The 25,584-nt window shown below is 69.8% G+C and carries 19 protein-coding genes; 7 read left to right on the forward strand and 12 right to left on the reverse strand.

Going from position 1 to position 25,584, the window contains the following annotated elements:
- Nucleotides 1-276: 276 nt before the first annotated feature.
- Complete coding sequence (locus CXP56_RS00725) at nucleotides 277-933, reverse strand: TetR family transcriptional regulator (RefSeq protein WP_028847300.1); 657 nt, start codon at nucleotides 931-933, stop codon at nucleotides 277-279.
- A gap of 131 nt (nucleotides 934-1,064) precedes the next feature.
- Here CXP56_RS00725 and CXP56_RS00730 point away from each other — a divergent pair, with 131 nt between their 5' ends.
- Together CXP56_RS00730 and CXP56_RS00735 are read left to right on the forward strand one after the other, a co-directional pair.
- Entirely contained in the window at nucleotides 1,065-3,764 is a 2,700-nt protein-coding gene (locus tag CXP56_RS00730; RefSeq protein ID WP_286899129.1) for an MMPL family transporter, read from the forward strand.
- Nucleotides 3,764-5,809, forward strand: coding sequence for a YhgE/Pip domain-containing protein (locus CXP56_RS00735; RefSeq protein WP_286899131.1), 2,046 nt, complete (start codon nucleotides 3,764-3,766; stop codon nucleotides 5,807-5,809). The genes CXP56_RS00730 and CXP56_RS00735 overlap by 1 nt, the downstream gene beginning before the upstream one ends.
- A 348-nt stretch (nucleotides 5,810-6,157) precedes the next feature.
- Here CXP56_RS00735 and katG read toward each other — a convergent pair whose 3' ends face one another.
- Both katG and CXP56_RS00745 read right to left on the reverse strand, forming a co-directional pair.
- A complete protein-coding gene (gene katG / locus CXP56_RS00740; RefSeq protein ID WP_028847297.1) occupies nucleotides 6,158-8,395 on the reverse strand; it encodes a catalase/peroxidase HPI in 2,238 nt (745 codons plus the stop codon).
- A gap of 26 nt (nucleotides 8,396-8,421) precedes the next feature.
- Nucleotides 8,422-8,850, reverse strand: coding sequence for a Fur family transcriptional regulator (locus CXP56_RS00745; RefSeq protein WP_028847296.1), 429 nt, complete (start codon nucleotides 8,848-8,850; stop codon nucleotides 8,422-8,424).
- 173 nt (nucleotides 8,851-9,023) lie between these two features.
- Here CXP56_RS00745 and CXP56_RS00750 point away from each other — a divergent pair, with 173 nt between their 5' ends.
- Nucleotides 9,024-10,058: a hypothetical protein gene (locus tag CXP56_RS00750; RefSeq protein WP_051310078.1), complete on the forward strand. Its 1,035-nt coding sequence runs from the start codon at nucleotides 9,024-9,026 to the stop codon at nucleotides 10,056-10,058.
- 38 nt (nucleotides 10,059-10,096) lie between these two features.
- Here CXP56_RS00750 and CXP56_RS00755 read toward each other — a convergent pair whose 3' ends face one another.
- The 3 genes from CXP56_RS00755 to CXP56_RS00765 form a co-directional block, all read right to left on the reverse strand.
- Entirely contained in the window at nucleotides 10,097-11,311 is a 1,215-nt protein-coding gene (locus CXP56_RS00755) for an ABC transporter permease (RefSeq protein ID WP_286899134.1), read from the reverse strand.
- On the reverse strand, nucleotides 11,308-12,078 hold the full coding sequence (locus CXP56_RS00760) for a response regulator (RefSeq protein WP_286899136.1): 771 nt from the start codon (nucleotides 12,076-12,078) through the stop codon (nucleotides 11,308-11,310). Before CXP56_RS00760 ends, CXP56_RS00755 begins: the two co-directional genes overlap by 4 nt.
- 164 nt (nucleotides 12,079-12,242) lie before the next feature.
- On the reverse strand, nucleotides 12,243-12,596 hold the full coding sequence (locus CXP56_RS00765) for a VOC family protein (protein WP_028847294.1): 354 nt from the start codon (nucleotides 12,594-12,596) through the stop codon (nucleotides 12,243-12,245).
- Nucleotides 12,597-12,970: 374 nt separating this feature from the next.
- On the opposite strand from CXP56_RS00765, the gene CXP56_RS00770 reads away from it, so the two are divergent.
- Entirely contained in the window at nucleotides 12,971-13,630 is a 660-nt protein-coding gene (locus CXP56_RS00770) for a Crp/Fnr family transcriptional regulator (protein ID WP_028847293.1), read from the forward strand.
- Nucleotides 13,631-13,736: 106 nt separating this feature from the next.
- The gene (locus CXP56_RS00775) at nucleotides 13,737-14,486 is read left to right on the forward strand and encodes a hypothetical protein (protein WP_286899140.1); all 750 of its coding nucleotides are present in this window, start codon (nucleotides 13,737-13,739) and stop codon (nucleotides 14,484-14,486) included.
- Nucleotides 14,487-15,183: 697 nt separating this feature from the next.
- Here the strand turns inward: CXP56_RS00775 and CXP56_RS00780 are convergent.
- Nucleotides 15,184-16,713 carry a long-chain-fatty-acid--CoA ligase gene (locus tag CXP56_RS00780; RefSeq protein ID WP_286899141.1) on the reverse strand — a complete coding sequence of 510 codons (1,530 nt, stop codon included), beginning with the start codon at nucleotides 16,711-16,713 and terminating at the stop codon, nucleotides 15,184-15,186.
- A 152-nt stretch (nucleotides 16,714-16,865) separates the two neighbouring features.
- Nucleotides 16,866-18,032 carry a hypothetical protein gene (locus CXP56_RS00785; RefSeq protein WP_286899144.1) on the reverse strand — a complete coding sequence of 389 codons (1,167 nt, stop codon included), beginning with the start codon at nucleotides 18,030-18,032 and terminating at the stop codon, nucleotides 16,866-16,868.
- A gap of 771 nt (nucleotides 18,033-18,803) precedes the next feature.
- Here CXP56_RS00785 and CXP56_RS00790 point away from each other — a divergent pair.
- The gene (locus tag CXP56_RS00790; protein WP_286899147.1) at nucleotides 18,804-21,671 is read left to right on the forward strand and encodes a tetratricopeptide repeat protein; all 2,868 of its coding nucleotides are present in this window, start codon (nucleotides 18,804-18,806) and stop codon (nucleotides 21,669-21,671) included.
- Nucleotides 21,672-21,690: 19 nt separating this feature from the next.
- Here the strand turns inward: CXP56_RS00790 and CXP56_RS00795 are convergent, their stop codons facing one another.
- The 4 genes from CXP56_RS00795 to CXP56_RS00810 all read right to left on the reverse strand — a co-directional run bounded on the left by CXP56_RS00795 (nucleotide 21,691) and on the right by CXP56_RS00810 (nucleotide 23,819).
- Nucleotides 21,691-21,879, reverse strand: a complete 189-nt coding sequence (locus tag CXP56_RS00795) for a hypothetical protein (RefSeq protein WP_286899150.1) — start codon at nucleotides 21,877-21,879, stop codon at nucleotides 21,691-21,693.
- Nucleotides 21,880-22,164: 285 nt separating this feature from the next.
- Complete coding sequence (locus CXP56_RS00800; protein WP_028847499.1) at nucleotides 22,165-22,656, reverse strand: hypothetical protein; 492 nt, start codon at nucleotides 22,654-22,656, stop codon at nucleotides 22,165-22,167.
- Nucleotides 22,653-23,036 carry a hypothetical protein gene (locus CXP56_RS00805; protein ID WP_156899184.1) on the reverse strand — a complete coding sequence of 128 codons (384 nt, stop codon included), beginning with the start codon at nucleotides 23,034-23,036 and terminating at the stop codon, nucleotides 22,653-22,655. The genes CXP56_RS00800 and CXP56_RS00805 overlap by 4 nt, the downstream gene beginning before the upstream one ends.
- Nucleotides 23,037-23,096: 60 nt before the next feature.
- A complete protein-coding gene (locus CXP56_RS00810; RefSeq protein ID WP_038044956.1) occupies nucleotides 23,097-23,819 on the reverse strand; it encodes a CDP-alcohol phosphatidyltransferase family protein in 723 nt (240 codons plus the stop codon).
- A gap of 64 nt (nucleotides 23,820-23,883) precedes the next feature.
- Between CXP56_RS00810 and CXP56_RS00815 the strand changes: the two genes are divergently transcribed.
- Nucleotides 23,884-25,479 (forward strand): alkaline phosphatase family protein, encoded by a 1,596-nt coding sequence (locus tag CXP56_RS00815; RefSeq protein ID WP_038044954.1) that lies wholly within the window; start codon nucleotides 23,884-23,886, stop codon nucleotides 25,477-25,479.
- Nucleotides 25,480-25,584 lie beyond the last annotated feature (105 nt).

The raw sequence follows: 25,584 nt of genomic DNA on the forward strand, positions 1-25,584 counted from the left end.
GGTGCGACGTGACTGCCTGAGTGATCAGCCGACGGTGGAACGCCCGGCGGGCCCGGTCAGGAACGGCCGGTGGCGGTGCCATGTGCTCGCCGGTGAACGCTCGTCGAAGCATGGTTGCCGCGGCTGCACCCCGCGGGCGGGCTGCCAGGTCGGGCGGGCACCGAACATGCGAGCCGTGCACGCGATCGGGGCGCGACCGCGGCGCCGAACGGCTCCGGGCGGCCAGCCGCCGCACGCCGCGGCGGCGACGAAGATCGTTCCGGCCCGGGCGGTGGCTCAGTCGGCCGGCTCCACCAGCAGCTCGAGCAGCCTCGGCAGCATCTCGTCGACGTACGGGTTCGGCCCGGAGGGTGGTAGGTCGCCCAGCAGTGCTTCGTCGAGCATCGCCTGGTAGACCGCGGTGACGGTGATGACGACCATGCGCGGGTCGGCGGTCAAGCGCATGCCGATCCGCCGCAATGCGTCGGTCAGGATCTCGGCCAGCTCGGCGTAGAACCGGTTCTCCGCCTCCACCGTCGGGGCGTGCAGTTCGGGCTGGCGCAGTGCCAGCGCGCGGAACTCCGCGCTGAGCAGATACCAGGTGACGTCGTCGGACAGGTTGTGCAGGAACACCGCGGTGGTGTCGTGCAGCACGCGCTGCATGGCGTCCGGGCCGGTCATGTCGGCCGCCTCGACCGCGGCGTCGACGGCTTCGCGCAGACGGCGGATCCGCTCCTCCGCTTGCGCTTCGAACACCGCCAGATACAGCTGCTCTTTGCTCTCGAAGTTGGAGTAGAACGCGCCGCGGGTGTACCCGGCGCGATCGCAGATGACCTCGACCGGGGCGTCGCGGATCCCGTACTCGGCGAAGACTTCGTAGGCGGCGTCGATCAGGCGTTTCCGGGTTTCCGCGCGACGGCGAGTCAGTCCGTCCGGCTTGGCGCTCGCCGTCATCGCGTCCTCCTCGGTGTCGGTGGGGCTGCCCGGTGTGCTGCAGATCTTGCCAGGTGATCCGATACACAGTGCATCGGATACACTCTGCATCTACGATACACAATGTATCCAAATACCGATAGGAGCTGATTGTGTCGTCGTTGCTCTACCGTCTCGGGCGCGCGGCAGCTCGGGCTCGCGTGCTCGTCGTCGTCCTGTGGGTGGCAGCGCTGGCCGGGATCGGCGGCGTGACGGCCGTGGCGGCACAGGGCACCGACGACACCTTCACCATCCCCGGCTCGGAGTCGCAGCAGGCGCTCGACCATCTCGGCCGGGTCTTCCCGCAGGTCAGCGGTGCCTCGGCGCAGCTGGTGCTGCTGGTGCCGGACGGCGAGTCGGTGGACACCCCGCAGATCAAGCAGGCCATGGCAGGCGCCGTCGACCGCATCGAGCGTCTCGACCAGGTAGCCGCCGCGATCAGCCCGTTCGACAAGAACGTCAAGGGGGCGATCGCCGAGGACAAGCGCGCGGCGATGCTGACCGTCGCGCTGGAGGTCGACCAGACCCACGTCGACCCGCAGACCCGCGCCGACCTGACCGAGATCGCCGCCGACCTGGCGGACGAGGTGGGCGGTGGCGCCGAGGTCTACACCGGCGGCAACGCGTTCGCCGACCAGGTGCCCAAGCTCAGCGCGATCGAAGGCCTCGGCATGGTCGTCGCGCTGGTGGTCATGCTGCTGCTGTTCCGCTCGCTGATCGCCGCGGTGATGCCGCTGATCACCGCCGTCGTCGGGGTGGGCATCGCGGTCGCGCTGGTGTATCTGGCCACCGCGTTCACCACGATCTCGTCCACCACGCCGATGCTGGCGATCATGCTCGGCCTTGCGGTCGGCATCGACTACGCCTTGTTCCTGCTGTCCCGGCACCGGGACCAGCTCGCCGAAGGGCTCGAGGTCGAGGAGTCCATCGCGCGCGCCACCGCCACGGCGGGTTCCGCGGTGATCTTCGCCGGCCTGACCGTGATCATCGCGGTGGCGGGCCTGTCCGTCGCAGGCATCCCGTTCTTGAGCATCATGGGCCTGGCCGCTGCCATCGCCGTCGCGCTGGCCGTCGCGGTCGCCGTGACGCTGGTGCCCGCGTTCATGGCCTTCGCCGGTGAGCGGCTGCGTCCCAAGCGGCGCAGGCGCCGGGCGCAGCGGAGCAATCGCCGGTTCGCCCGCGGTTGGGTGCGAGCCGTCACCAAGGTGCCGGTGCTCACCGTCGTGCTGGTGATCGGCGGCCTTGGCGTGATGGCGATCCCCGCGGCGGATCTGCGCCTGGCCCTGCCGGACAACGGCACCGAGGCCGAGGGCAACCCGGCCCGGGACACCTACGACGTGGTCTCCGAGCACTTCGGCCCCGGCTACAACGGTCCGCTGATCGTCACCGCGGACATCATCACCAGCCGCGATCCGCTCGGCCTGATGGACGACCTGGCCGACGAGATCCGGCGGCTGCCCGGCGTCGCATCCGTGCCGATGGCCACGCCCAATCCGTCCGTGGACACCGGCATCATCCAGGTGATTCCCGAGACGGCGCCGGACTCGCCGAAAACCGATCAGCTGGTGCAGACGCTGCGCGAGGAACGGCCCCGGCTGGAGGAGAAGTACGACACCAAGCTCGCGGTCACCGGGCTGACCGCGATCGGCATCGACGTGTCCGAGCAGCTCGGCGACGCGCTGTTGCCGTTCGGCATCCTGGTCGTCGGCCTCTCCCTGATCCTGCTGGCGATGGTGTTCCGCTCCCTCTGGGTGCCGATCAAGGCCACGGTGGGCTACCTGCTGTCGGTCGGCGCGGCGTTCGGTGCCACCTCGTTCGTCTTCCAGCACGGGAACTTCGCCGACGTCCTCGACGTCACGCACGTCGGCAGCGTGATCAGCTTCTTGCCGATCATCCTCATGGGCGTGCTGTTCGGCCTGGCCATGGACTACGAGGTGTTCCTGGTCAGCCGCATTCGTGAGGACTACGTGCACGGCGGGGACGCCCGCCGGGCCATCGAGACCGGGTTCGTGTCGGCCTCCCGGGTGGTGGTGGCCGCGGCCGTGATCATGTTCGCGGTGTTCGCCGCGTTCGTGCCGGCGGGCAGTCCGGTGATCAAGCCCATCGCGTTCGCCTTGGCGGTGGGGGTGTTCGTGGACGCCTTCATCGTGCGGATGACCTTGGTGCCCGCGGTGATGGCGCTGCTCGGTCGTGCCGCGTGGTGGTTGCCGAAGAAGCTGGATCGCGCGTTGCCCGCGTTCGACGCGGAGGGCGAAGGCCTGGTACGCGAGCTGAACCTGCGCGAGTGGCCGGGCGTGGACGAGGCGGTCAGCGCCCGCGCGGTGAGCCTCGACGACCACCGCGGCGAGCCGATCTACCGCGACGTGGACATCCGTCTCCCGCACGGCGACGTGCTCGTGGTGCACGGGGCCGGCGAGGTCGGGAAGTCCGCGCTGCTGTTCACCCTGGCCGGACGCGTCACCAGGGTGCGCGGCGACCTCAAGGTGCTCGGCCGGGTGCTGCCCCAGCACACGCACGCGGTGCGGCGCGACGTCGCGGTGATCCCGTGCCGGGACGCCGAGGATCCGGTGGCGGAAGTCCGCGCCGCGCTGCACGACGACGTGCGCCTGGTGCTGCTCGACGACGCCGACCTGGTGCTGCGCACCGATTCGCGTGACGAGCTGCGCGAGATGCTGGCGCTCGGGCGGACCCGGTCCGGGCGGCCGGCCACTTTCGTGCTCAGCTGCCAGGACCCGCAGCGGCTGCTCGACCTGCTGCCGGGGGCGCGTACCCACTTCCTTGCTTTGACGCCACAGCTGGTGGAGGTCCGCTGATGTTCAAGCCGTTCGCCAACTCCGCCCGCGCGTTGTCCTCGGGCCCGTTGACGTGGAAGACCTGGACCGGGCTGATCGTCATCCCTGTGCTGGTCATGGGCCTGCTCACCTGGGCGTTCTGGGCTCCGGACAGCGACCACGGCACCGCGACGGCCGCGGTGGTGAACAACGACAAGCCGGTCGAGGTGAACGGGCAGATGGTGCCGCTGGGCAGGGAGCTGGCCGGCAGCCTGACCCACAACGAGGACTCCGCGTTCCGGTGGGTGCTCACCGACGACGAGGACGCCGAGGAAGGGCTGAAGAGCGGCAAATACGCCGCGGTGGTGACCATCCCGGAGAACTTCTCCAAACGCGCCACGTCCACCGCGGAGAAGGATCCGCTCAAGGCGCGCCGCGCCGTCGTCCAGGTGCGCACGTCGACCAGCGCGGGTGTGGTCGATCCCAGCTTGGCGCAGATGATCGCCCGGACCACGCAGCAGACGCTCAACCGCCAGGTGGTCGAGACGTACCTGGACAACATCTACGTCGGCTTCTCCACGATGCACAAGGAGATGGGCAAGGTCGTGGAGGGCGCGAGCAAGCTGGCCGACGGCACCGGGGAACTGGTGCCCGGCTCGCGCAAGCTCGCCGACGGGTCCAGCCAGCTGGCCGATGCGATCGCCCAGCTGGCCGACGGTGCGGCGCAGCTGGCCGACGGCACCGGGAAGCTGGCCGACGGTTCGTCGCAGCTGGCGGGCGGGCTGACCAAGGCGGAGAAGGACACCGCGCAGCTGCCGAAGCTGACCCGCCAGCTCGCCGACGGGGCCAAGCAGGTCGCGGACGGCAACGAGCAGCTGGCAGGCAACCTGGTGCCGCTGGCCAACCGGATCATCAATGCGGTCGACGCGCTGCCGTCGGCGGAGGACGCGGCCAAGAAGCTGCAGGAGCTGGTCGATCGGTGCCCGAGCTCGGAAGAGCTGCCGGGGTTCTGCGACGAGCTGCGCGCCGCTGCGAACCGGCTGGCCGCCGAGGCCGGGAAGATCGACGCGGCCAAGAACTCGGTGCGTTCCGCGGCGGTGCAGACCCGGGATGCGGTGTCGGCGCTGGCCAAGGGGGCACGGAAGGTCGCGCAGGGCAACGAGCAGCTGGCCGACAACATGGGCACGCTGGTGCGTGGTATCGCCGACGCGGCCAGCGGAGCCAGGAAGCTGGACAGTGGCATCCAGCAAACGGACGAGGGTGCCAAGCAGCTGGCATCCGGTGCGAAGGAGCTGGGCGGAGGTGCCAGCGAACTGGCCGGCGGCGCCCGCAAGCTCAGCGACGGCACAGTGCAGCTCGACGAGGGCGCCAAGAAGCTGAGCGACGGCCTGGCGAAGGGGCGCGACGACATCCCCACCTACAGTGCCGACGAGCGCGACCACCTCAAGACGGTGGCGGCCACCCCGACGCTGACCAGCATGCAGGGGACCCCCATCGGACCGCTGGCGATCACCCTGTTCGCCGCGCTGGCGCTGTGGTCGCTGGCGCTGGCCACCTACATCGTCACGCGGGCCGTGCCGGACGAGGTGCTGACCGCGCGCGAACCGACCTGGAAGATCATCGTTCGTTCCGCCGTTCCCGGCGCGACGGCGGCAGCGCTCGCGGCCGCCGCCATCACCGCGGTGGCCGTGCCGGTGCTGGAGCTGAGCTTCGGCGAGTCGGTCGGATTCCTGGCGGTCGCGCTGCTGGCGTCGTCGGCGTTCGTCGCGTTGAACCAGGCGCTGGCCGCGATCTTCGGCAGGCCGGGCAGGCTGGCATCGCTCGCGGTGCTGGTGCTGACCGGCGCCACCGGTGTGGTGTCGACCCTGCCCGGGCCGCTGTACACGGTGTCGGACTACCTGCCGACCCACGGAGCGATCCAAGCGTTGCGGGCGATCGCGGCCGACGGGCCCGGGTTGGCCGGGGGCATCGCCGAACTGGTCGGCTGGCTGCTGGTCGGCACGCTGGCCGCCGTCGTGGTCACCGACCGCCGCCGGTACCTGTCGGGCAAGCGGCTCCGCCGGCCCGCCCTGCCCGCGCACGCGTAGCCGGAGTACGCCGAGATCACACGCGGCCGTCCTGGGGCAACCGGGACGGCCGCCTGGCGCTGCCTTCGGAGCTGGCTGGGCGGCACGCCGGTCTCGCTGTCGTCGGCGGGATTGGACACGCCTTGCTGCAGGAGGAGCCCGCCCTGGGCGCTGTTCCCGTCAGCGCCTGGCTCGACCGCGTAACCAAGGGTGCGCCGACACCGCCGGCCATGCCCTGCAGCCCGGCGCCGGGCCGTCGAGCCGATCCGGCGACCGGACGGTCACCTGCCGGAAGCCGCACACGAAAACCGCGCGGTGCCGTCCGGCAGGACGACACCGCGCGGCAGCGGAGCTGACAATCAGCTCGGGTCAGTCGTGCAGGTCGAACCGGTCGAGGTTCATCACCTTGTCCCACGCGGCGACGAAGTCGCGCACGAACTTCTCCTGCGCGTCGTCGGCGCCGTAGAGCTCGGCGATGGCCCGCAGCTCGGAGTTCGAGCCGAAGACCAGGTCGACCCTGCTGGCCGTCCACAGCACGTTGCCGTCGGCGTCGCGCGCCTCGAACGTCTCGGCCTCGTCGCCGGTCGGCTTCCACTCCACACCCAGCTCGAGCAGGTTGACGAAGAAGTCGTTGGTCAACACGCCCGGACGCTTGGTGAACACGCCCAGCGGGGACTGTCCGGTGTTGGCGCCCAGCACCCGCAGGCCGCCGACCAGCACCGTCATCTCCGGCGGGGTGAGCGTCAGCAGGTTGGCGCGGTCGATGAGCAGGTACTCCGGCGGCAGCGGGGCGCCCTTGCTCACGTAGTTCCGGAAGCCGTCGGCGACCGGCTCCAGCGGGGCGAACGACTCGACGTCGGTCTGCTCCTGGCTGGCGTCGGTGCGGCCGGGGGTGAACGGCACCTCGACGGTGACACCGGCGTCCCGCGCGGCCTTCTCCACCGCCGCGCACCCGCCGAGCACGATCAGGTCGGCGAGCGAGATCCGCTTGCCGCCGCTCTGGGCGTCGTTGAACGACTTCTGGATGCCCTCCAGCGTGCTGAGCACCTGGGCGAGCTCGTCCGGGTCGTTCACCTCCCAGTTGCGCTGCGGCTCGAGCCGGATCCGGGCACCGTTGGCGCCACCGCGCTTGTCGCTGCCCCGGAACGTCGACGCCGACGCCCACGCGGTCTTCACCAGCTGCGCCACGGTCAGCCCGGAACCGAGGATCTGCTCCTTCAGCTTGGCGATGTCGTCGGCGTTCACCAGCTCGTGGTCCACCGGCGGCACCGGGTCCTGCCAGATCAGGTCCTCCTGCGGCACCAGCGGGCCGAGGTAGCGGGACTTCGGGCCGAGGTCGCGGTGGGTGAGCTTGAACCACGCCCGGGCGAACGCGTCGGCGAACTGGTCCGGGTTCTTCCAGAACCGGCGCGAGATCTGCTCGTAGACCGGGTCGAACCGCAGGGCCAGGTCGGTGGTCAGCATGGTCGGCGGGTGTGTCTTGGTCGGGTCGTGCGCGTCCGGCACGGTGCCCGCACCCTCACCGTCCTTCGGCCGCCACTGCCAGGCGCCCGCCGGGCTCTTGGTCAGCTCCCACTCGTAGCGGAACAGGTTCTCGAAGAACCAGTTGTCCCACCGGGTCGGGGTGGGGGTCCAGGTGCCCTCCAGGCCGCTGGTGATGGTGTCCGGGCCCTTGCCGGTGCCGTAGCTGTTCTTCCAGCCGAGGCCCTGCTCCTCCAGCGGAGCGCCCTCCGGCTCCGGGCCGACGTACTTGGCCGGGTCGGCCGCGCCGTGGGTCTTGCCGAACGTGTGGCCGCCGGCGATGAGCGCCACGGTCTCCTCGTCGTTCATCGCCATCCGGCCGAACGTCTCGCGGATGTCCCTGGCCGCGGCCAGCGGGTCCGGGTTGCCGTTCGGGCCCTCCGGGTTGACGTAGATCAGGCCCATCTGCACCGCCGCGAACGGCTTGTCCAGCTCCCGGTCGCCGCGGTACCGCTCGTCGCCCAGCCACGTGGTCTCCGGGCCCCAGTACACGTCGTCGTCCGGCTCCCACGCGTCGACGCGACCGCCGGAGAAGCCGAACGTCTTCAGCCCCATCGTCTCCAGCGCCCGGTTGCCCGCGAAGATCAGCAGGTCGGCCCACGAGATCTTGCGGCCGTACTTCTTCTTCACCGGCCACAGCAGCCTGCGCGCCTTGTCCAGGTTGGCGTTGTCCGGCCAGCTGTTCAGCGGGGCGAACCGCTGCTGGCCGCCGTCGGCGCCGCCCCGGCCGTCGTGGATGCGGTAGGTGCCCGCGGCGTGCCAGGCCATCCGGATGATGAACGGCCCGTAGTGGCCGAAGTCGGCGGGCCACCAGTCCTGCGAGGTGGTCAGGACCTTGTCCACGTCCTTGGCCAGCTCGTCCAGGTCGAGGGTGAGGAATTCCTTGCGGTAGTCGTAGCCCGGGTCGTTCGGGTCGGAGCCCGGGTGGTTCTTGCGCAGGATGCCCAGGTTGAGCCGGTTCGGCCACCAGTCCTGGTTGCCGTGACCGCCCGCGGTCGGATGGTTCACCTGGCCGTGCGCCACCGGGCAGCCACCGGCCTCCTCGACGTTGACGTCTCCGACTTTCGCGTCGTGCCCCTCTGTCACTGACTGTCCTTTCGGAATCGGCGGGTTCAGGAACTCGCTTCGCGGCATCGGGGGCAGTACCCCCAGTAGATGACCTCTGCCTCGTCGATGACGTACCCGTGGTCGTCGGCTGCGGTCAGGCACGGTGCGGGGCCGACGGCGCAGTCGACGTCGGCGATGGCGCCGCACGAGCGGCACACGACGTGGTGATGGTTGTCCCCCACGCGCGTCTCGTAGCGGGCCACCGAGCCCAACGGCTGGATGCGGCGCAGCAGGCCGGCGTCGGTGAGTGCGTGCAGCACGTCGTAGACCGCCTGATGCGACACCTCCCCGAGACTCTTCCGCACCGCGCGGATGATCGTGTCGGTGTCGGCGTGCGGGTGGTCGTGCACCGCCGCCATGACCGCCAGGCGCGGACGGGTGACCCGGAGCTGTGCCTCACGCAGCTGGCGTGCGAACTCCTCCCGGGTCGGCATGCCCGGAGTCTGCCGAATTTTCTTGAATGATTCAAGTTTGGGGTGATCTTGGCCGCGTTCGGGTGACAACGGTCGCGCGATCTGCACAGCAACCATCCGGGGTCGGCAGGCGAATTGCAGGAAACCGACGGCGCTCCGGCCGATCCGGTCGCGCCACCTCGTTGGGAGCAGTCATGGCCAGCACAACCCCGGACCAGCAGGAGCAGCAGATCGCTGCGCAGCCGACGTCGTGGCGCGTCGCCGTCGGCGCCGGGCTCGCGGTCGCGTTGTTCATCGGCCTGTTCGTCGCGGCCTTCCTGTGGCCGATCACCACGGCGAGCCCGCAGCACATCCCGCTCGCCGTCGCCGGGCCTCAGCCTGCGGTCGCCGCGGTCGAACAGCAGCTCACCGCGCGCAGCCCCGAGCTGTTCGAGGTTGCCACGGTGCCCGACCGGCAGGCGGCGGTGGCCGCGATCCACGCCCGCGACGTGCGTGGTGCCATCGTGCTGGGGCAGCAACCGGAGATCCTCACCGCCAGCGCCGACAGCCTGCAGATCACGCAACTGCTCAACCAGCTGGGTGTCGCGCTGAATGCGCAACTGGCCGCAGGGGGCCTGCCCGGCACGGTGACGGTCACCGACGTGGTGCCGGTCGGGCGGGCCGGTCAGGCGGTGAACATCGCGATCCTGCCCGTGCTCATCGGCGGGATCGCCGGAGCGGTCGTCGCCCTGGTGCTGGTGCGTACCCCGATTCGCCGCTTCGCGACCCTGGGGGTGACCGCGGCGGCGGGCGGGCTCGTCGGTGGCGCCGTACTCGGGCCCTGGTTCGACGTGCTGCCCGGCAACTACTGGCTCGTCTCGGCGGCGCTGGCGATGGGCATGCTCGCCATCGGCGCCTTCGTCGCGGGCCTGGGCACGTTGCTCGGCCGAGCCGGGATCCTGGTCGCGATCCTGCTGGTGGTGCTGGTCGGCAACCCGTGGGGAGCGATCTTCGCGCCGCGCGAATTCCTCACCGAACCGATGGCCACGGTCGGCGCCTACCTGCCGAACGGCGCGGCGGTGGAGTTGCTGCGCTCGATCAGCTTCTTCCCCGGAGCCTCGACCGGCGGCGAGTGGCTGGTGCTGGCGGTGTGGGCGGCGGCCGGGCTGATCATGCTGGGCGCCGGTGCCGTGTGGCGGCGCGGCATGCCGAACGTGGCCACCGCCGCGCCGGCCACCGGCGGGCGCTAGCCGACGCGGGGCAGGGCGGCAGGGAGGCAGGCCCGCGATCACGGTGCCGCGAGCGCTTCTGTCGGTGTCAGGCGGGCGGCGCGGATGGCCGGATACAGCCCGGCCAGCGCGCCGATCGCCATCGACGACCCCAGCCCGCCGAGCGTCGCGTCCAGCGGTACGACGGCGGGCCAGCTCTTGATGGCGGAGTAGACGGCGGTGCCCAACACGCCGAGCAGCACCCCGGTCAACCCGCCGAACAGGCACAACACAACGGATTCGGTGAGGAACTGGGTGCGGATCTGGCCCTTCGTCGCGCCGAGTGCCCGGCGCAGGCCGACCTCGCGCTTGCGCTCCAGCACCGAGATCACCATGGTGTTGGCCACCCCGACCCCGCCGACCAGCAGCGCCACCGCGGCCGGCCCGAGGAACAGCCCGGAGAACGTGGTCTCGGCGATGCGCTTGGCCGCCAGCGCGTCCGACGGCCTGCTGGCCTTGATGCGGGCCGGATTCTCCGGGTACACCGTGGCGGGCAGCACGTCGCGCACGGACTCCAGGTGCTCCTCGACCGCCCTGGCGTAGATCACCGTGGGATGGCCGTCGAAGCCCAGCCAGGTTCGCGCGGCCTCCCAGCCGACCAGCACCGAGCGTTCGACCTCCGGGTCCAACGGCGTGGCGGCCAGGATGCCGACGACGGTGAACCACCGGTTGTTGATCCACACCTTGGGCGCGGGCTGACCCGGCGGCAGGGACGTGATGCCGAGCCTGCTCGCGGCTGTCGCGCCGAGCACCGTCACGGGAAGCCCCTCGTTCTCGCGGGTGATCGGCGTGCCCGCGACCAGCTCGGCGTCCAGCAGCCGCAGCAAGTCCGGCCGTACGGCCAGCACGGTCAGGCCGGAGGACTGCTCCGGCGGGATCTTGTCCGTGCGGCGGACCTGGGCGTGGGTGGTGGCGGCCGCGCTGGCCTGGGTGACGGGTCCGATCCGCTCCACCATCGCGTCGGCCTGCTCCGGAACGGGCGGCAGCGCGTTGGTCCGCTCGTCCATGGTCGCCTGCGCGCGCAGCAAGTTGGTGCCGAGTGCGGACAGTTCCCGGTCGAGCGCTTGCTGGCTGGACGCCGGAATCCCGACCACGACCACCATGGTCGCGATGCCGATGGCGATGCCGAGCGCGGAGAGCGCGGCACGCAGGGGCCGGGAGCGCAGGCCGACGACGCCGAGCGCGAGCACGTCGAGCGGGTCCAGCCGGGGCCGGCGCGGGCGTGGATCGCTCATGCCGCGACCTCCTGGCCGGCCCGGACGTCCCGCCGGATCGTGCCGTCGCGGATCTCCACCTGCCTGGGCAGCCCGGCCGCGATCTCCCGATCGTGCGTGATCACCGCGATGGTGGTGCCCGCCGCGTTGAGCTCGCGCAGCAGCGCCATCACCGCTTGGCCGTTGGCGGTGTCCAACGCGCCGGTCGGTTCGTCGGCGAGCACGATCGCGGGTTCGCTGACCAGGGCCCGGGCGATGGCGACGCGTTGCCGCTCGCCGCCGGACAGCTGGTGCGGACGATCCGGGGAGGGCCAGGATGGGGAACTCGGCCGGGGTGCAGTTGATCCGCGCGATCCGAGGCGCACGGTGTGCCGCACCGGGTCGAGGACGAGGTCTCCCACGCTGAGCGAGCGGTCGGCCCGTGGTGCCGCCCGGCGCAGCAGGGCGCGCACCCGGGCCATGAGTTCGCGCGGGTCGTAGGGCTTGGTGACGTAGTCGTCCGCGCCGAGGTCGAAACCGAGCAGCTTGTCTTCCGCGTTCTTGCGTGCGGTGACGATCAGCACCGGCACCTCGTAGTCGCGGCGGAGCGCCCGGCACACGTCGAGGCCGTCGACACCCGGCATCATGACGTCGAGCACCAGCAGGTCGGGGGGCCGGCGGCGGACCTCGTCGATGGCGTCGCGACCGTTGGACACGACGCGTACCGTGTGATCCTCTCGGCACAGATAGCGGCGCACCAGTTCCGCCTGCTTCGGGTCGTCCTCGGCGACCAGGACATAGGCGCACACGGCGCGGCCCCCCTCCTCTCGGTGTCGTCACGATCCCCGCCCGATCCGAGGGCGTGCCGCAACCCCACGATGGTGGTTTCGTGTCCTTCCGGGCAGGTCGTGTGCGCCGCTGTCGCCCGCGGGTGATCGCCGGACGCCGTAGTGCGTGCGCCCCGCGGCCGTCGTCAGTGCGCGGATCCGAGGATGCAGAACTCGTTGCCCTCGGGGTCGGCGAGCACCACCCAGGATTCCTCGCCGGTCTGGCCGACATCGGCGCGCCGGGCGCCCAGGGAGAGGAACCGCTCGACCTCGGCGTCGCGGTCGTCCGGGCGCAGGTCGATGTGCAACCTGTTCTTGCCGGTCTTGGGTTCGCTCGACGGAACGAACAACAGGCCCGGTTTGCGGTCCGGGGCCGGGCGGATCTCGATGATCTCGTCGTCCTGGTCGACGACGACCCACCCCAGCGCCCGCTGCCACCAGCGTCCCAGCGCGATCGGGTCGGCCGCGTCCACGATGACTTGCTCCCACTCGACGGCCATGGCCGATCACGGTAGTGGCTCGGCCCGACGGTGGCGATCGATGTCCGGCCGTCCGCACCTGCTCCGTCGTGCGGTCCACCGGCGGCCGGTCCCGTTCCGGCGGGCTGGACGGGATGGGCGGGTGGTGTGGGCTGCACGGGCTCGGCGAAGCAGCACGTGATCGGAGTCGTCCCGGTCGGCGAAAGGGTGTTCTCCTGCGCGCCGGGTCCGTATGGTTGCCCTGGTCGGCAAGGCCGCCGGACGGCATCGGCGAGCGTTCGCGATGGTCACCGTTGCGCGTGCCGACAGTAGTTGGCACGCTACCGAAAGTAGCGGTGACATCCGAGGGCATGCCAGTGGTGCGGGGTTGTGGCAGCAGTAGGCAGGAGGCCGAGGTGGCTGAGCGGCCGCTTGGCTTTCGGGCATTGCTCGGTGACGAAGGGTGGGCTCGCCTGCTGATGCTCGGCACCCACCGCGAGTTCGCCTCGGGCACGTACCTCATGCGACAGGGCGAGCCAGGCGGCTACCTGGTGGCGCTGGTGTCCGGGCGGGTGAAGGTCCTCGGCCACACACCGGACGGCGACGAACTGCTGGTCTCCCTGCGCTCGGCAGGCGACGTGGTGGGCGAGATGGCCACCGGCGAGCACTCCCGGCGAACGGTCAGCGTGATGGCGATCGACCGGTGCATCGCCAAGGTGATCGAGACCCATCGGTTCCACCGCTTCCTCGAAGAGAACCGTGCGGTGGGGCGGTACGCGGACTATCTGGTGCTCAAGCTGTCGCAGACCATCCCCAGCCAGATGCAGCTGGCGCGCTTCCCCGCCGAGCGGCGGGTGGCCAGGCTGCTGCACGAGCTGGTCACCCTGGCCCCGCCGGACAAGCCCGATCGCTTCCTCATCCCGCTGTCGCAGGGGGAGCTGGCGCGTGCCCTCGGGCTGGCCCGCAGCACCGTCGCCGAGCAGATCGCCCTGTTGCGCAGTACCGGCGCGCTCTCGTCCGGGCGGCGCGTCGTGGTGGCCGACGTGCGGAAGCTTCGCCGACATGCGGGATTGTGACGTGAGCCACACTACGATTTGTCCGGTGGTGGACAACGCCGGCCGCGTATCGGCGCGATCCTCCCTGGCAACGTCGAGGTCGTCCCATCGGGAAGGCTGATCTGGAATGGACCGACACCCGCAGGTACTGCCGCCCTACCGGTCGCTGTTCGTGGTCGACGTGAAGGACTTCAACGGCCGGGAAGGCAGCAGGCACGCCGAGCTGACCAAGGACATCCCGCAGATACTCCGGCTCGCCTTCGAACGAGCGGGCCTGGCGCAGGCATGGCAGCAGCAGCGGTTCCACCGGCACACCGGGGACGGGTACTTCGCCGGGTTCGACTCGGCCATGCTTCCGTTGCTGCTCAACCCGTTGCTGTCCGCGCTGCAGGACGAACTGCTGTACCGCAATGCGCGCGGACTGGCCGCAGGCCACGGGCAACCGCTGCGGATGCGGGCCGCGATCACCGTCGGCCCGGTGACCGAGTTCGCGAAGAGGCCGACCGGCGACCGCAGCGGCGATGCGCAGATCGAGACGCACCGGCTCGTCGACGCTGATCCGGTGCGGAACCTGCTGACCCGCTCCGGCGACACGACCTGCCTGGCCGCCATCGTGTCGGAGCGGGCCTACCACGACGCCGTGGCGTCCGGGTACTCCGCCGAGCGCCCGGATCTCTACGTGCCGGTGGAAGTGGAAGCCAAGTCGTATCGGAGCCGCGCGTTCCTGCGCGTTCCTTCCCCGTCCGGTGAGTTGCTGGCAAAGGGTTTCGTCGCGGCCGAGCCCGCAGGCTCGGCGCCCGCCAGGGCACCGGACGAGCGGCGCGGTGCCACGCCCACGACCTCGACGGTGCTGGACAAGGCCTACGCCCGACGGTGACCGGGCGCGGGGACCGGAAAGTGGGCCGGATGGTGCAGAGCCTCGGCAGCTCACCGCGGGAGTAAGCGGTGACGAAGGCGGGGCCCACGCACCGGAGGAATCCGGACCAGCTCGGGGCCGTCTGACGAACCGTCACCCGGACGGCACCGGCCACCGCGCCGGACGTTCGCTTCGGATCGCACAAACGCACACGAAGCCAACTGAATGGCCAGGCTCGAGCGGGGCTCGGGATCGGCCATGCCGACGTCGAACGGCCAGGCTCGAGCGGGACTCGGGATCGGCCATGCCGATGTTGAACGGCCAGGCTCGAGCGGGGCTCGGGATCGGCCATGCCGACGTGCCGAGCCTTGGCGCGGCGGCTCACGGTGGCGCGGTCGGCTCAGGAGGCGACGAGCCTGCCGTAAGCAGCACCGGCCACGGTGTCCGCCCAGCAGGCGACGGCCCGCATTCCGACCCCGCATTCCGGCACAGGACGGCGACACCTGGCCTGCGCAATCCGGATTCCTTCCGGCGCAGGCCGCACCCGAGACGAGTGCCGTCTACCGGCCGCCGGTCCACCATGACGGTGTCGACCGGTCCCGCAGGCAGTGAGGTCACCAGTGGACCGGCACGGGGCTCGCCGGCCTGCCGTCCCGGGGACGGGAATCGTGCGTGCCGCACGGCTCCGCGCACGACCGGGCGCACCGGCGGTGCCGCGTCATGACTGGAATTGAGCGCGGAGCTCGCGGCGCAGGATCTTGCCGGTCGGGTTCCGCGGCAGCGCTGCCACGGCGGTGACCGACGTCGGGCACTTGTAGTGCGCCAGCTTCTCCCGGGTGAAGTCGATCAGACCCTGCTCGTCGAGGGTGGCCCCTTCCTTGAGGACCACGACCGCCTTGGGGGTTTCGCCCCACTTCTCGTGCGGCACCCCGACGACGGCGACCTCCGCCACGTCCGGGTGCTGCGCGAGCACGCGCTCGACCTCTGCCGGGTAGACGTTCTCCCCACCGGTGATGATCATGTCCTTGACCCGGTCCTCGATGTAGAGGTAGCCGTCCTCGTCCACCCGGCCGGCGTCCCCGGTGCGCAGCCAGCCGTCCTCGGTGATGGTTTCCCTCGTGGCCTCCGGGTTGCGCCAGTAGCCGGCCATCACCTGCTCCGACTTCACCCAGAACTCGCCGAGCTGACCGGTCGGCACGTCCTGGCCGGTCGTCGGATCGACCACGCGGAGTTCTGTCCCCGGCAGGATGCGCCCGGCCGACGCCAGCAAGTGCCTGCGCGACTCGTCGCGGTGCTCTTCCGGCTTCAAGCAGCAGAACGCCCCCGACATCTCGGTCATCCCGTACACCGAGTACAGCGGCGTGGACAGCTTCTCCAGGACCTGGTTCATCACGTCCAGCGGCATGGGGGAGCCGCCGTAGGCAAGGACGCGGACGCTGCCGAGCGCTTGCGGCGTCTGCGGGTGCTGGATCAGGGCCTGGATCACCGCGGGCACCAGGAAGACGTGCGTGGCCTGGTGCTTGGCGACTTCTTGCAGCACCTCCGTCACTTCCCGCACGACGACCGTCCGCCCACCCGTCGCCATGCTGCCCAGGGCCCAGCTCGTCCCGCCGACGTGGAACAGCGGCATCGCCACGATGTTGACGGTGTCCTCGTCCATGGCGTATGCGGGTGCGACGGCGTTGGTGTGCGCGGTCATGCTGCGCTGGGTGAGCATCGCGCCTTTCGGCCAGCCGGTCGTGCCCGAGGTGTAGAGCTGGAGGAAACAGTCGTCGGCCGACGTGGTGGGCAGCTCCGCCAGCGGTTCCTCCTGTGCCAGCCACTGCTCGTACTCGTCTTTTTCACCGCCGAGCACCACGGTCCGGCAGACGGACGGCAGGCGGTCACGAATGCCGTCGAGCGTTCCGGCGAACTCCGCGCCGACCACGACGAGTTTCGCCGTGGAGTCGTCGAGGACGTGGACCAGCTCGTCCGGTGCCAGGCGGAAGTTCACCACCACGTTGACCGCACCGATGATCGACGCGGCCAGCGTCAGCTCGAGGCAGGCCGGGTGGTTCTTGTCCAGCACCGCGAACCGGTCGCCCGCGGACAGCCCCGCGGCACGCAGGGCACTCGCCGCACGCCGCACCCGGTCGTCCAGCTCCGCCCAGGTCCAGCTGCGGTCCTGGAAAACCAGTGCCTGCTGGTCCGGCTTGCGGGCGGTCCAGTGCGCGAGGAAATCACCCATGCGGGACAGGGGAATGGCCATGGCGGGACCCTCCGTGGTGGATGTCGCGAGCGTCGTGCTGAGGATGCTAGCCGCGATCGCCCGGGGACTGGAGGGCTCATTCCGCGACGCCCGAAACGACGAAAGGCCGGGGACCGGGCGCCGGCCCCCGGCCTTGCCGGGACGGTCACCGGTCAGGGCCGCACGAACGCGTAGATCGGGTGATCCCAGTCGCCGTCCTGACCGTTGTGGTCGTAGATCACCGCGGCGGCCGTGCCGTCCGCGCCGACGGCGTACTCCTTCGACCAGGTGTCGATGCCATTGGCGACTTGCTTCGGCACCGCCCAGGACTTGCCCGCAGGCTTCTCGGCCGCAACCAGCCCGCACGGGTAGTAGCCGTCCTTGTGCCACACCGCGGTGGCGTTGCCCTGGCCGTCCATGCCGACCATCGGGTTCATCGCCTCCACGTCGAGCCTGCGCGCGGTGCCCCACTTGCCGCCCGACGGGCGGCTGTTGGCGTCCACCTCGTAGCTCCAGGTGTCTCCGCCGGCGAGCCGGACTTGCCAGACGGCGACCGCGGAACCCCGGGCGTCCAGGACGACGTCCGGTTCGATCGATGTCCGTTTGGTGTTGGAGATGGTGACGGTCTTGGTCCAGGTGCTGCCGACCGGACGGTGGGCTTCCTGGATCACGGCGGGGGCGCGGCGCTGGCTCCAGACCACCATTCCGCTGCCGTTCTGGTCGACCGCCACGGCCGGTTCGTCCGCCCGGCGATCCGATGACGACAACGTCGCGAACGTCGACCACGCGCCGCCGGGCGTGCTGTAGCGGGCGCGGATCCGGTCTGGTGCCGAGCTGTTCGACTTCTGGCTCCACGCGGCGTAGGCGACGCCGGTGTCGTTGATGGCGACATCCGGATTGGCGCCCGACGACGACAGGGTCCTCGGGGCCGACCAGCCGTTGGCCGGCGTGTACCGGCTGGCGTGGATGCCGTCGTCCTGCCGCCAGACCAGCATCACGTGCCCGGACGCCGCCCCGGCGATCCGCAACTGGCTGATGCCCTTGGCGTTGGCGACCTGCTCCGCCGCACCCCAGGAGCCACCTGCGGGTTTGACCCTGGCCATGATCCGCGGTGTGGATCCCGACGCGTCGATCCACGCGGCCGCCGCACCTCCTGCGGCCGTCGCGGCGATCACCGGCTCCTGGAAGTCGTCGAACCCCGACGCCTTCTCCGCCAGGACCTGGGGCTCCGACCACGAGCCGTCGGCCGCTCTGGTCCGGACCCGGACGGCTTGCCGCGGACCGTCGCCGCCTTCGCCTGCCCAAATGACATTGGTCGTGCCGTTGGCGTCGACGGTCACGTCGTATCCGTCGATCGCTTCGTTTCCGCTGACCCGGGTCTTCTCCCATCCCCCTCTTGCGCCTGTGCCGCCGCGCCGATGCTGGTAAGCATGGCCGCGACCGCAGCTGCGACGACACATCGGCGAAGATGTGTTCTTCTCATGTGGATATCCCTCCTCAGGCGCTCAAGAGCCTGTCCGACTCACGCTTGTGCGCGCCCAGAGGTTGCCTTGCGGGCATATCCGCGCGTAATCCGTCAGCTATCGGCCGTCTGCGCGCGGGGAGTGAGCCTGGTCTCGTTCAGGTGCACGGCCATTCCGGCTGTCGGCCGCTTGCGTGCGGGGAGCGAACGTCATGAACGCGTTGCTCGTCGCGCGGCTTCACCCGGTCGCGCTGTGATCGGAATCGCGGCGGCCTGCGTGCCGATCGGCTCGACGGCTGCCTATGCCATGGACACCCCGCACCACCCGTCCGACTGGGGCGGTGGTGACGGCTTCGATGCCGGTGGTGGCGGTTTCGATGGCGGTGGTGGCGGCTTCGATGCCGGTGGCGGAGGGTACCGAACCGTCTGGTGACAGACCTTGCCCGGCGCTCGGCCGGTGGGCTGGCGGCTCGCGGGCAGGATCGTCCCTGACAGGAGGACGTCGGTCGATTCCGGCGGCGCAACGCATTCGTGACGAGGGCGTTTGATCGAATCGCGTCACACGGTCCGTCACGTCACGGATACTGAGGGGACACCCCGATGCGATTCGCTCCGCCACGAGGAGCTGTCCGAAAGGCTGCCGGGAAGCGTGAACGAACGGACCGACCTGCAGAGCATCATCAAGAGGCGACAGCGCGCGGACTTCGTGGGGCGGCAGGAGCTGCTTGCGCGGTTCACCGAAAACCTGGCTCTCCCGGTGGACGACGAGCGTCGCACGTTCGTTTTCGCCGTGCACGGTGTCGCGGGCGTCGGCAAGACGTACTTGGTGCAGCAGTTTCAGCGCATAGCCGCCGAACATGGGGCTGCGTGCGGTAGCACCGACGAGAGCGCGTACGACGTCATCGAGACGATGGATGTGCTCTCGGCCGCTCTGGCGGGCGAGGGGAGCGAGTTCAAGGATTTCCGGTGGCGGCTGTCGGCCTATCGCGAGCGCCAGCGCGAGCTGATGGCCGATCCGCAATCGCGCGAGTTCGGCACGCTGGGTGCCCTGCTCACCAGGGCAGGAATGGCCGCGGCCAAGGCCGACCCGAGCCTCGGGGTGCTGGCGGACGTCGCCGGCGCGGCGATCACCGACGAACACCTCGACCGTTTCCGGACCTATGTGAGCCGGAAGTTCCGCAATGCCGAGGATGTCCGGCTGGTGCTCGAGCCGGTCGCGGTGCTGACCAAGCTCTTCGTCGCCGATCTCAGCCGGCTGGCCAAGCGCAGGACCGTGTCGCTGGTGTTCGACACTTTCGAACGGACGTCGCACTTCCTCCAGCCGTGGATCCTGGACCTGCTGGAAGGCAAGTACGGCGCCCTGCCCGCCGAGCTGGTGATGACCATCGCCGGGCAGCGTCAGCTCGATGTCAACGACTGGGCGCCGTACCTGGGCATAGTCGAGGACGTCCCGCTGGCGCCGTTCACCGAGGCCGAAGCGCGCGAACTGCTCGCCAGGCACAACGTCCACGACCCGCACACCGTGGCGACGATCCTGTCGCTGTCCGGGCGGCTCCCGGTGTGGCTGAACGCCCTGGCGGTCAGGGGACCGGCAGACGAGCACTCGGTCGAGGATCCTGCGAACAGCGCCGTGGAGCGTTTTTTGAAATGGGAGCCGGATGCCCGGCTGCGCGATGCGGCTCTCACCGCAGCGACACCGCGGCACTTCAACGCCGACGTGCTCGCGGTGATCAGCAACGACGCCGATGAAGCGGACGTCTTCGACTGGGTGTGCAATCTTCCTTTCGTCACCAGGACCCGGGACAACTGGAAGTACCACGATGTCGCGCGGTCAGCGATGCTGCGCTTGCTGAAAGCGCGCTCGCCACAACGATGGCGGGACCTTCATCAGCGGCTGGCCGGCCACTATCGCACCGAACGCGAAGCAGTGCCCGAGCCGGACGGCGACGAGTGGGAGGACCCCACCCGGCTGAATTGCGGTCTGGAAGAGTGCTACCACCAGCTGTGTGCCGAGCCGCAGGCCAATCTGGCCGACGCCATGGCAGATTCGGTCGCGATCGCGGAAGCGGATCGTGCTGTCCTGCGGCGCTGGGTCTCCATGATGAACGAGGCGGCCGCCGACAGTGGGGACGAAACGCTTCTCCGGTGGACCCGACGATTGGATGACGCCGTCCGGAAAAACGATCTCGAGGCGTATCTGACGATCTTGCTGGGCTTTCCGAACCTCGCTTCAGACGCTCGGCTTGATGCGCTCGTCCAGCGCGGCTACGAACGCATGAGCAGCGCGCGCTTCGAGGACGCGATCGAGGACTTCGATCAGGTGTTGGACGAGGATCAGGACATGGTCGGGGCACTCGGCGGCCGGGCCGTGGCGTTGCGGGCAGTGGGGCGGTACGGAGAAGCGTTGGCTGATGCCGCCCGGCTGGCCGAACGTTTTCCGAGCGAAGACTGGCCGTTGGAGGTGAGCGCGGGCATTCATCACGACATGGGACGGCATCTCGATGCGCTGATCGATTACACCCGGGCGCTCGACCGTAGGCCGGACAATGACGGCTGCCTCTTCAAGCGCGCGGAGGTCTATCTGGACATGGGGCGCGCGGCGGACGCGCTGAACGATTACACGCGCGCGCTCGAACTCAATCCGAACGAGGGATGGTATTTCTCGCGGCGTGCGGTGGCGTATCGAACACTGGGCGACTACGACAAGGCGCTTGCGGACCACGCCAGAGCGGCCGAGCTCGAGCCCGGCCTCAGCACGGTCTATGCCCAGTGGGCGGTGACGTACGAGAAGATGGGCAATTGTGCGCAAGCCGTCGAAAAACTGACCAAGGCGATCGAGCTGGACGAGGATCCCGTATACCTGTTGCTGCGCTCCGCGATGTGGAGAGGCACGGGTGATGGCGACCGGGCGCTGACCGACATGGAGCGAGCGATCGAGCTCGACCCTGAGGACGCCGAAAACTTCTTCATTCGCGCGGTCATGTACCGGGAAATGGGACGGTTCACCGAAGCGCTGGCCGACCATGCCCGAGCGATCGAGCTGGTGCCCGGCGAGGCCGAAGTCTTCACGCAGCGCGCGGTCACGTATCGGGACATGGAGCGCTATGCCGAGGCGCTGGCCGATCACGATCGGGCGATCGAGCTCGGCCCCGACGGCTTCGCCATCGGTCAGCGTGCCATCACCTACCGATGCATGGGGCGGTTCGAGGATGCGCTGGCCGATCATGACCGGGCCATCGAGCTGGGCCCCGACGAGTACACGAACTTCAGGGATCGGGCGGTCACCTACCGATGCATGGGGCGGTTCGAGGATGCGCTGGCCGATCACGACCGGGCCATCGAGCTCGGGCCCAACCGCTACCAGAACTTCGTCGAGCGGGCGGTCACCTATGCCCTGATGGGACGCGAGGAGGAGAAGGCGGCGGACGTGGCTCGGGCGATCGAACTGAACCCCGGCTGCGCGTCGATGTGCGCGCAGCCGGATGACCAGCCACCCGGCCGGCCGGATCCCGCATAGTCAGGCCGCATCGGCGGGCTCACGGAGAGCCGGGCTTGCTGTACCGGATGTACTCGTCCGCCGTGAACGACATGCCGAGGCCGTTTCTCCCTCGGAGCCGGACGACGGTCTCGGGTTGCGACCAGCCACCACCCGCGGTCCGGGTCCGGAAGAGCACCATGCCGCGCTGCTCGTTGGCGGCGTCGTTCTGCATCCAGATCGCGGCCACCTGACCGTTGGTGTTCGCGCCGACGCTGAACCGTCCGTGGAACTCACCTCGTTCGGCGGCAGCATCTGCGGCTGTTGCCAGTCGCCGCCCTGCGCGGCGGCCACGGCCCCGGAACCAGCGAACGTTCCCGCCCCGCCAGGGCAGCCACAGCGCGACGAAAGCTGGGACGAGACATGAGATCTTCCTCCTTCGCGTGCGGTGTGCACGCGCTTGGCTCATGCCCGGCCAGGACAGGAGGTTGCCGCACCGGAGCCGATGCTCGGTGCGCAGGCGGTCGTCGTGCGGCTAACCGGCCCTCGACCTGCGGCTCCAGGTCGTCGTGATGCCGATCGAGAGCAGCACGAAGCCGACGATCGACATGATGAATGCCGTGGCGATCTTGGTCGTGCTGTGCGGCCCGGCGGTGAAGACCAGCTCGTACGCGAAGGCGATGCCGGCACCGGCGAAGACGCCGCCGAGCGTGTTGGCGGTGGTTTCCAGCGCCCCGGACGTCTGGCTCAGCCCCAGCCGAGAGCTGGCTTGCTCGACGTGGAACTCGTCGACCGTCTGCACACCACCGCGTCGCGCGGTCCGGATGGCCTCCTGCGCCAGGTCGGCGAGATAGTCGGCGTGCAGCTCGGTCAGCCGGTCGCGGGCCTGCTGGCTGAGCATCATCGGCCGATGCGAATGCCGGTGCAGCTCGCTATTGATACGGCGGGCGGCTCGCAGCAGGTTGGCGTCCTGGCCGACGTCCGGGTTCTCGGATCCGGGCACGTCGCTGTCGAGGTCCTGGCTCAACGGTTGTCCTCCGTGCGGCCGGCGGGCACGACTTCGAGTTCGCGGCGAAACCAGACGATGTCCTGCGTGGCTTGATCGAACAGTTTTCGTAATTCGGGATCGGTGATGTCGGCGAGCGTGAAAATCGTCTTCGGGCGTATTCGTGACAAGGCAAACGACAGCGCCAGACCAACGCCGAGCAAGGCCACCAATGTGGCGAAGCTGACCAACTCGATCCGATTCAGAAGCTCGGGGAAGACGATGGTGAAGCTGGCCGAGAGGGCGGAGGTGAGAGCCATGAGTTGGGTGACCGCGAGCGCGCTTCGTCCGACGAGGGTTCCCACACGCTTGTCACCCACCGCTTTCGGCGTTGCCTGCTCCGATGGACGCTCGTCACCCACGCGATCATGGTATCGACCTGATCGGCGAAGAAGATGCCAGTTCGCGATCGTTCCCGCTTGTCAGCCGGGCGGCCGCGCTCGCCACAGCCGCACGATGTCCCGTCCGAAGGAGAAGACCAGAAGCGCCAGTGCGGCGGCCACCATGGTCGTCGTGGCCCACGCCGGGAACACCCGCGAGCACGCGGCGATCAGCACGATCCCTTGCATCGCGGCGACGGTCTTGCCGAGCCGGGTCGGTTTCAGCGGCCCGCGGAGCCAGGGCAGGAGCCACCCGGCCACGACGAACGCGTAGCGCATCCCTCCGATGGCCACCACCCACAGGCCGGCGGACGGCACCAAGTAGATGCTGAGCACGGCCAGCAGGGAAGCGTCGACCTCCATGTCGAACCGCGCGCCCAGCGGTGACGCCGTGTTCGTCGAGCGGGCAACCACACCGTCCACGGCGTCCAATGCGAGTGCGACCACCGCGGTCGAGGTGATGAGCACGTACCGGTCCGGCGCCCCGGCAAGGCTGTCCGCGGCAAGCGCTGCCACCGATCCCACCAAGGTCGAGCGCAGCAGGGTGACGACATCCGCCGGCCCCACCGTCCGCCGCTGCGAACGCCGCAGCGCCCCGATCAGCAGCGCGGCCGTCACCAGCCCGTACCCCCCACCGATCAGCCAGCCGGCGACCGTCAGGCCGGATGAGACGGCCAGCAGCCCGAGCTCGGCGAGCTGTGCCGCGACACCGGCCAGCGGCCAGACCAGCGGACCGACCCGCGGCCTTGGGGTGGTGGTCGTCATTGATCAAACATAGGCGACGGTCGGCGCGCCGTCAGTGCGAAATGCGGCGGGTAGTGTCCCAAAGGTGCCGTCAGAGCTGAAGCGCGGCCGGACGCTTGCGGCTGGGATTGTCACCGTTCTCGGTCTCGGCGTGGCCCTGTTCGCCGTGCTGGCCCCGGTCGATCCCGCGGCACTGAGTGTGTGGTCGTTCTTCCGGATCCCCGTCGAGCCGGTCGTCGTCGTTGTCGTGCTGCTGCTTCTTCCTGTCCGGGCGGTGCGCCCGGTGGCGGCCGGTTTCGGGTTCACGCTGGGGGTCGTCGCTTTCGTCAAAGCCCTCGATCTGGGTTTGTTCACCGCACTCGGCCGGAGCTTTCATCTGGCCTACGACTGGCAATCGCTCACCCCGGTGATCGATCTGCTGACGCCCCAGGTCGGCAGGCCGCTGGCCATCGCCACGGTGATTGCGGTGGTGCTTGCTGCCGCTGCTCTGGTGGTCTGCTGCACGATCGCTGCGGTCCGAGTGAGTGGCTTCGTGCGAGCACGCCGGACGCCCGCGATGCGGACCGCCCTCGCCCTTGCCGTGGTGTGGGTGGTCGCGTTGGTTGCCGGGCTGCCGGTCGCGGCGAGCAGCGCGGCCGGGTTCGCCTACGACCAGGCCAGGGAGATCGCAGCCGACCTGCGAGATCGCGCGCAGTTCGAGCGTGCCGTCGCGGACGACCAATTCGCGGACGTTCCAGCGGACGAGCTGCTTACCGCGCTGCGCGGCAAGAACGTCGTGCTGATGTTCGTGGAAAGCTACGGGCGGGTCGCGCTGCAGGACCGGGAGATCGGTCCGCAGGTGCGCGCAACCCTCGCCGAGGGCACGGCGCGCCTGCGGTCGGCGGGCTTCGGAGCACGGTCCGCCTTCCTGACTTCCCCGACCGTCGGCGGCGGCAGCTGGCTGGCCCATGCCACGCTGCAGACCGGGGTGTGGGTGGACAACCACCTCAAACACGCCGACCTGATGGACACCGACCGGTTCCACCTCACGGCCGCGTTCGACCGGGCGGGCTGGCGGACGGTCGGCGTCGTGCCGGCCAACACCGGACCGTGGCCGCACCGCGGCTTCTACGACTTCGACGCCTACTACGACGCGGAGGCGCTGGGTTATCGCGGCCCGCGCTACGCGATGGGTGGCATTCCCGACCAGTACACCCTCGAAGTGTTCGCTCGCCGGGAACTCGCTCGGCATGGTGGGCCGATCATGGCCGAAATCGACTTGATCAGCAGCCACTGGCCATGGGACAAGGTGCCCAGGATGGTGCCGTGGGACGAGCTCGGCGACGGGTCGATCCTGCGCCGGACGCCCGCCACGGTGTCGCCCCCTGGCGGCTCCCGCGCCGGTTACGCCGACACCATCCGTTACACCTTGCGGACGATCACGTCCTTCATCGAACGCTACGGCGACGACAAGACCGTGTTCATCGTCGTGGGCGACCACCAGCCCGCATCGATGATCACCGGAGGTGGCCCGGAACGCGACGTGCCGATCACCGTCGTCACCCGCGACAGAGACGTGCTTGACCGGATCGCGGCATGGCGCTGGGAGCCCGGGATGGCGCCGAGTCCGCGCGCGCAGGTGTGGCGGATGGACACCTTCCGCGATCGTTTCCTCACCACGTTCGGCCGGCCGCCGAGCTGAACCTCGTCACCTGCCCGGTGGGATCGCAAGCAGATCCACGTGGTGCACCACGATGCGGAGCGTCCCCGCCTCCCAGGCCGTCCGCCACCGGGTCATGGCTGCCTC

This window comes from Thermocrispum sp., assembly GCF_002919275.1.
GTDB lineage: Bacteria > Actinomycetota > Actinomycetes > Mycobacteriales > Pseudonocardiaceae > Thermocrispum > Thermocrispum agreste.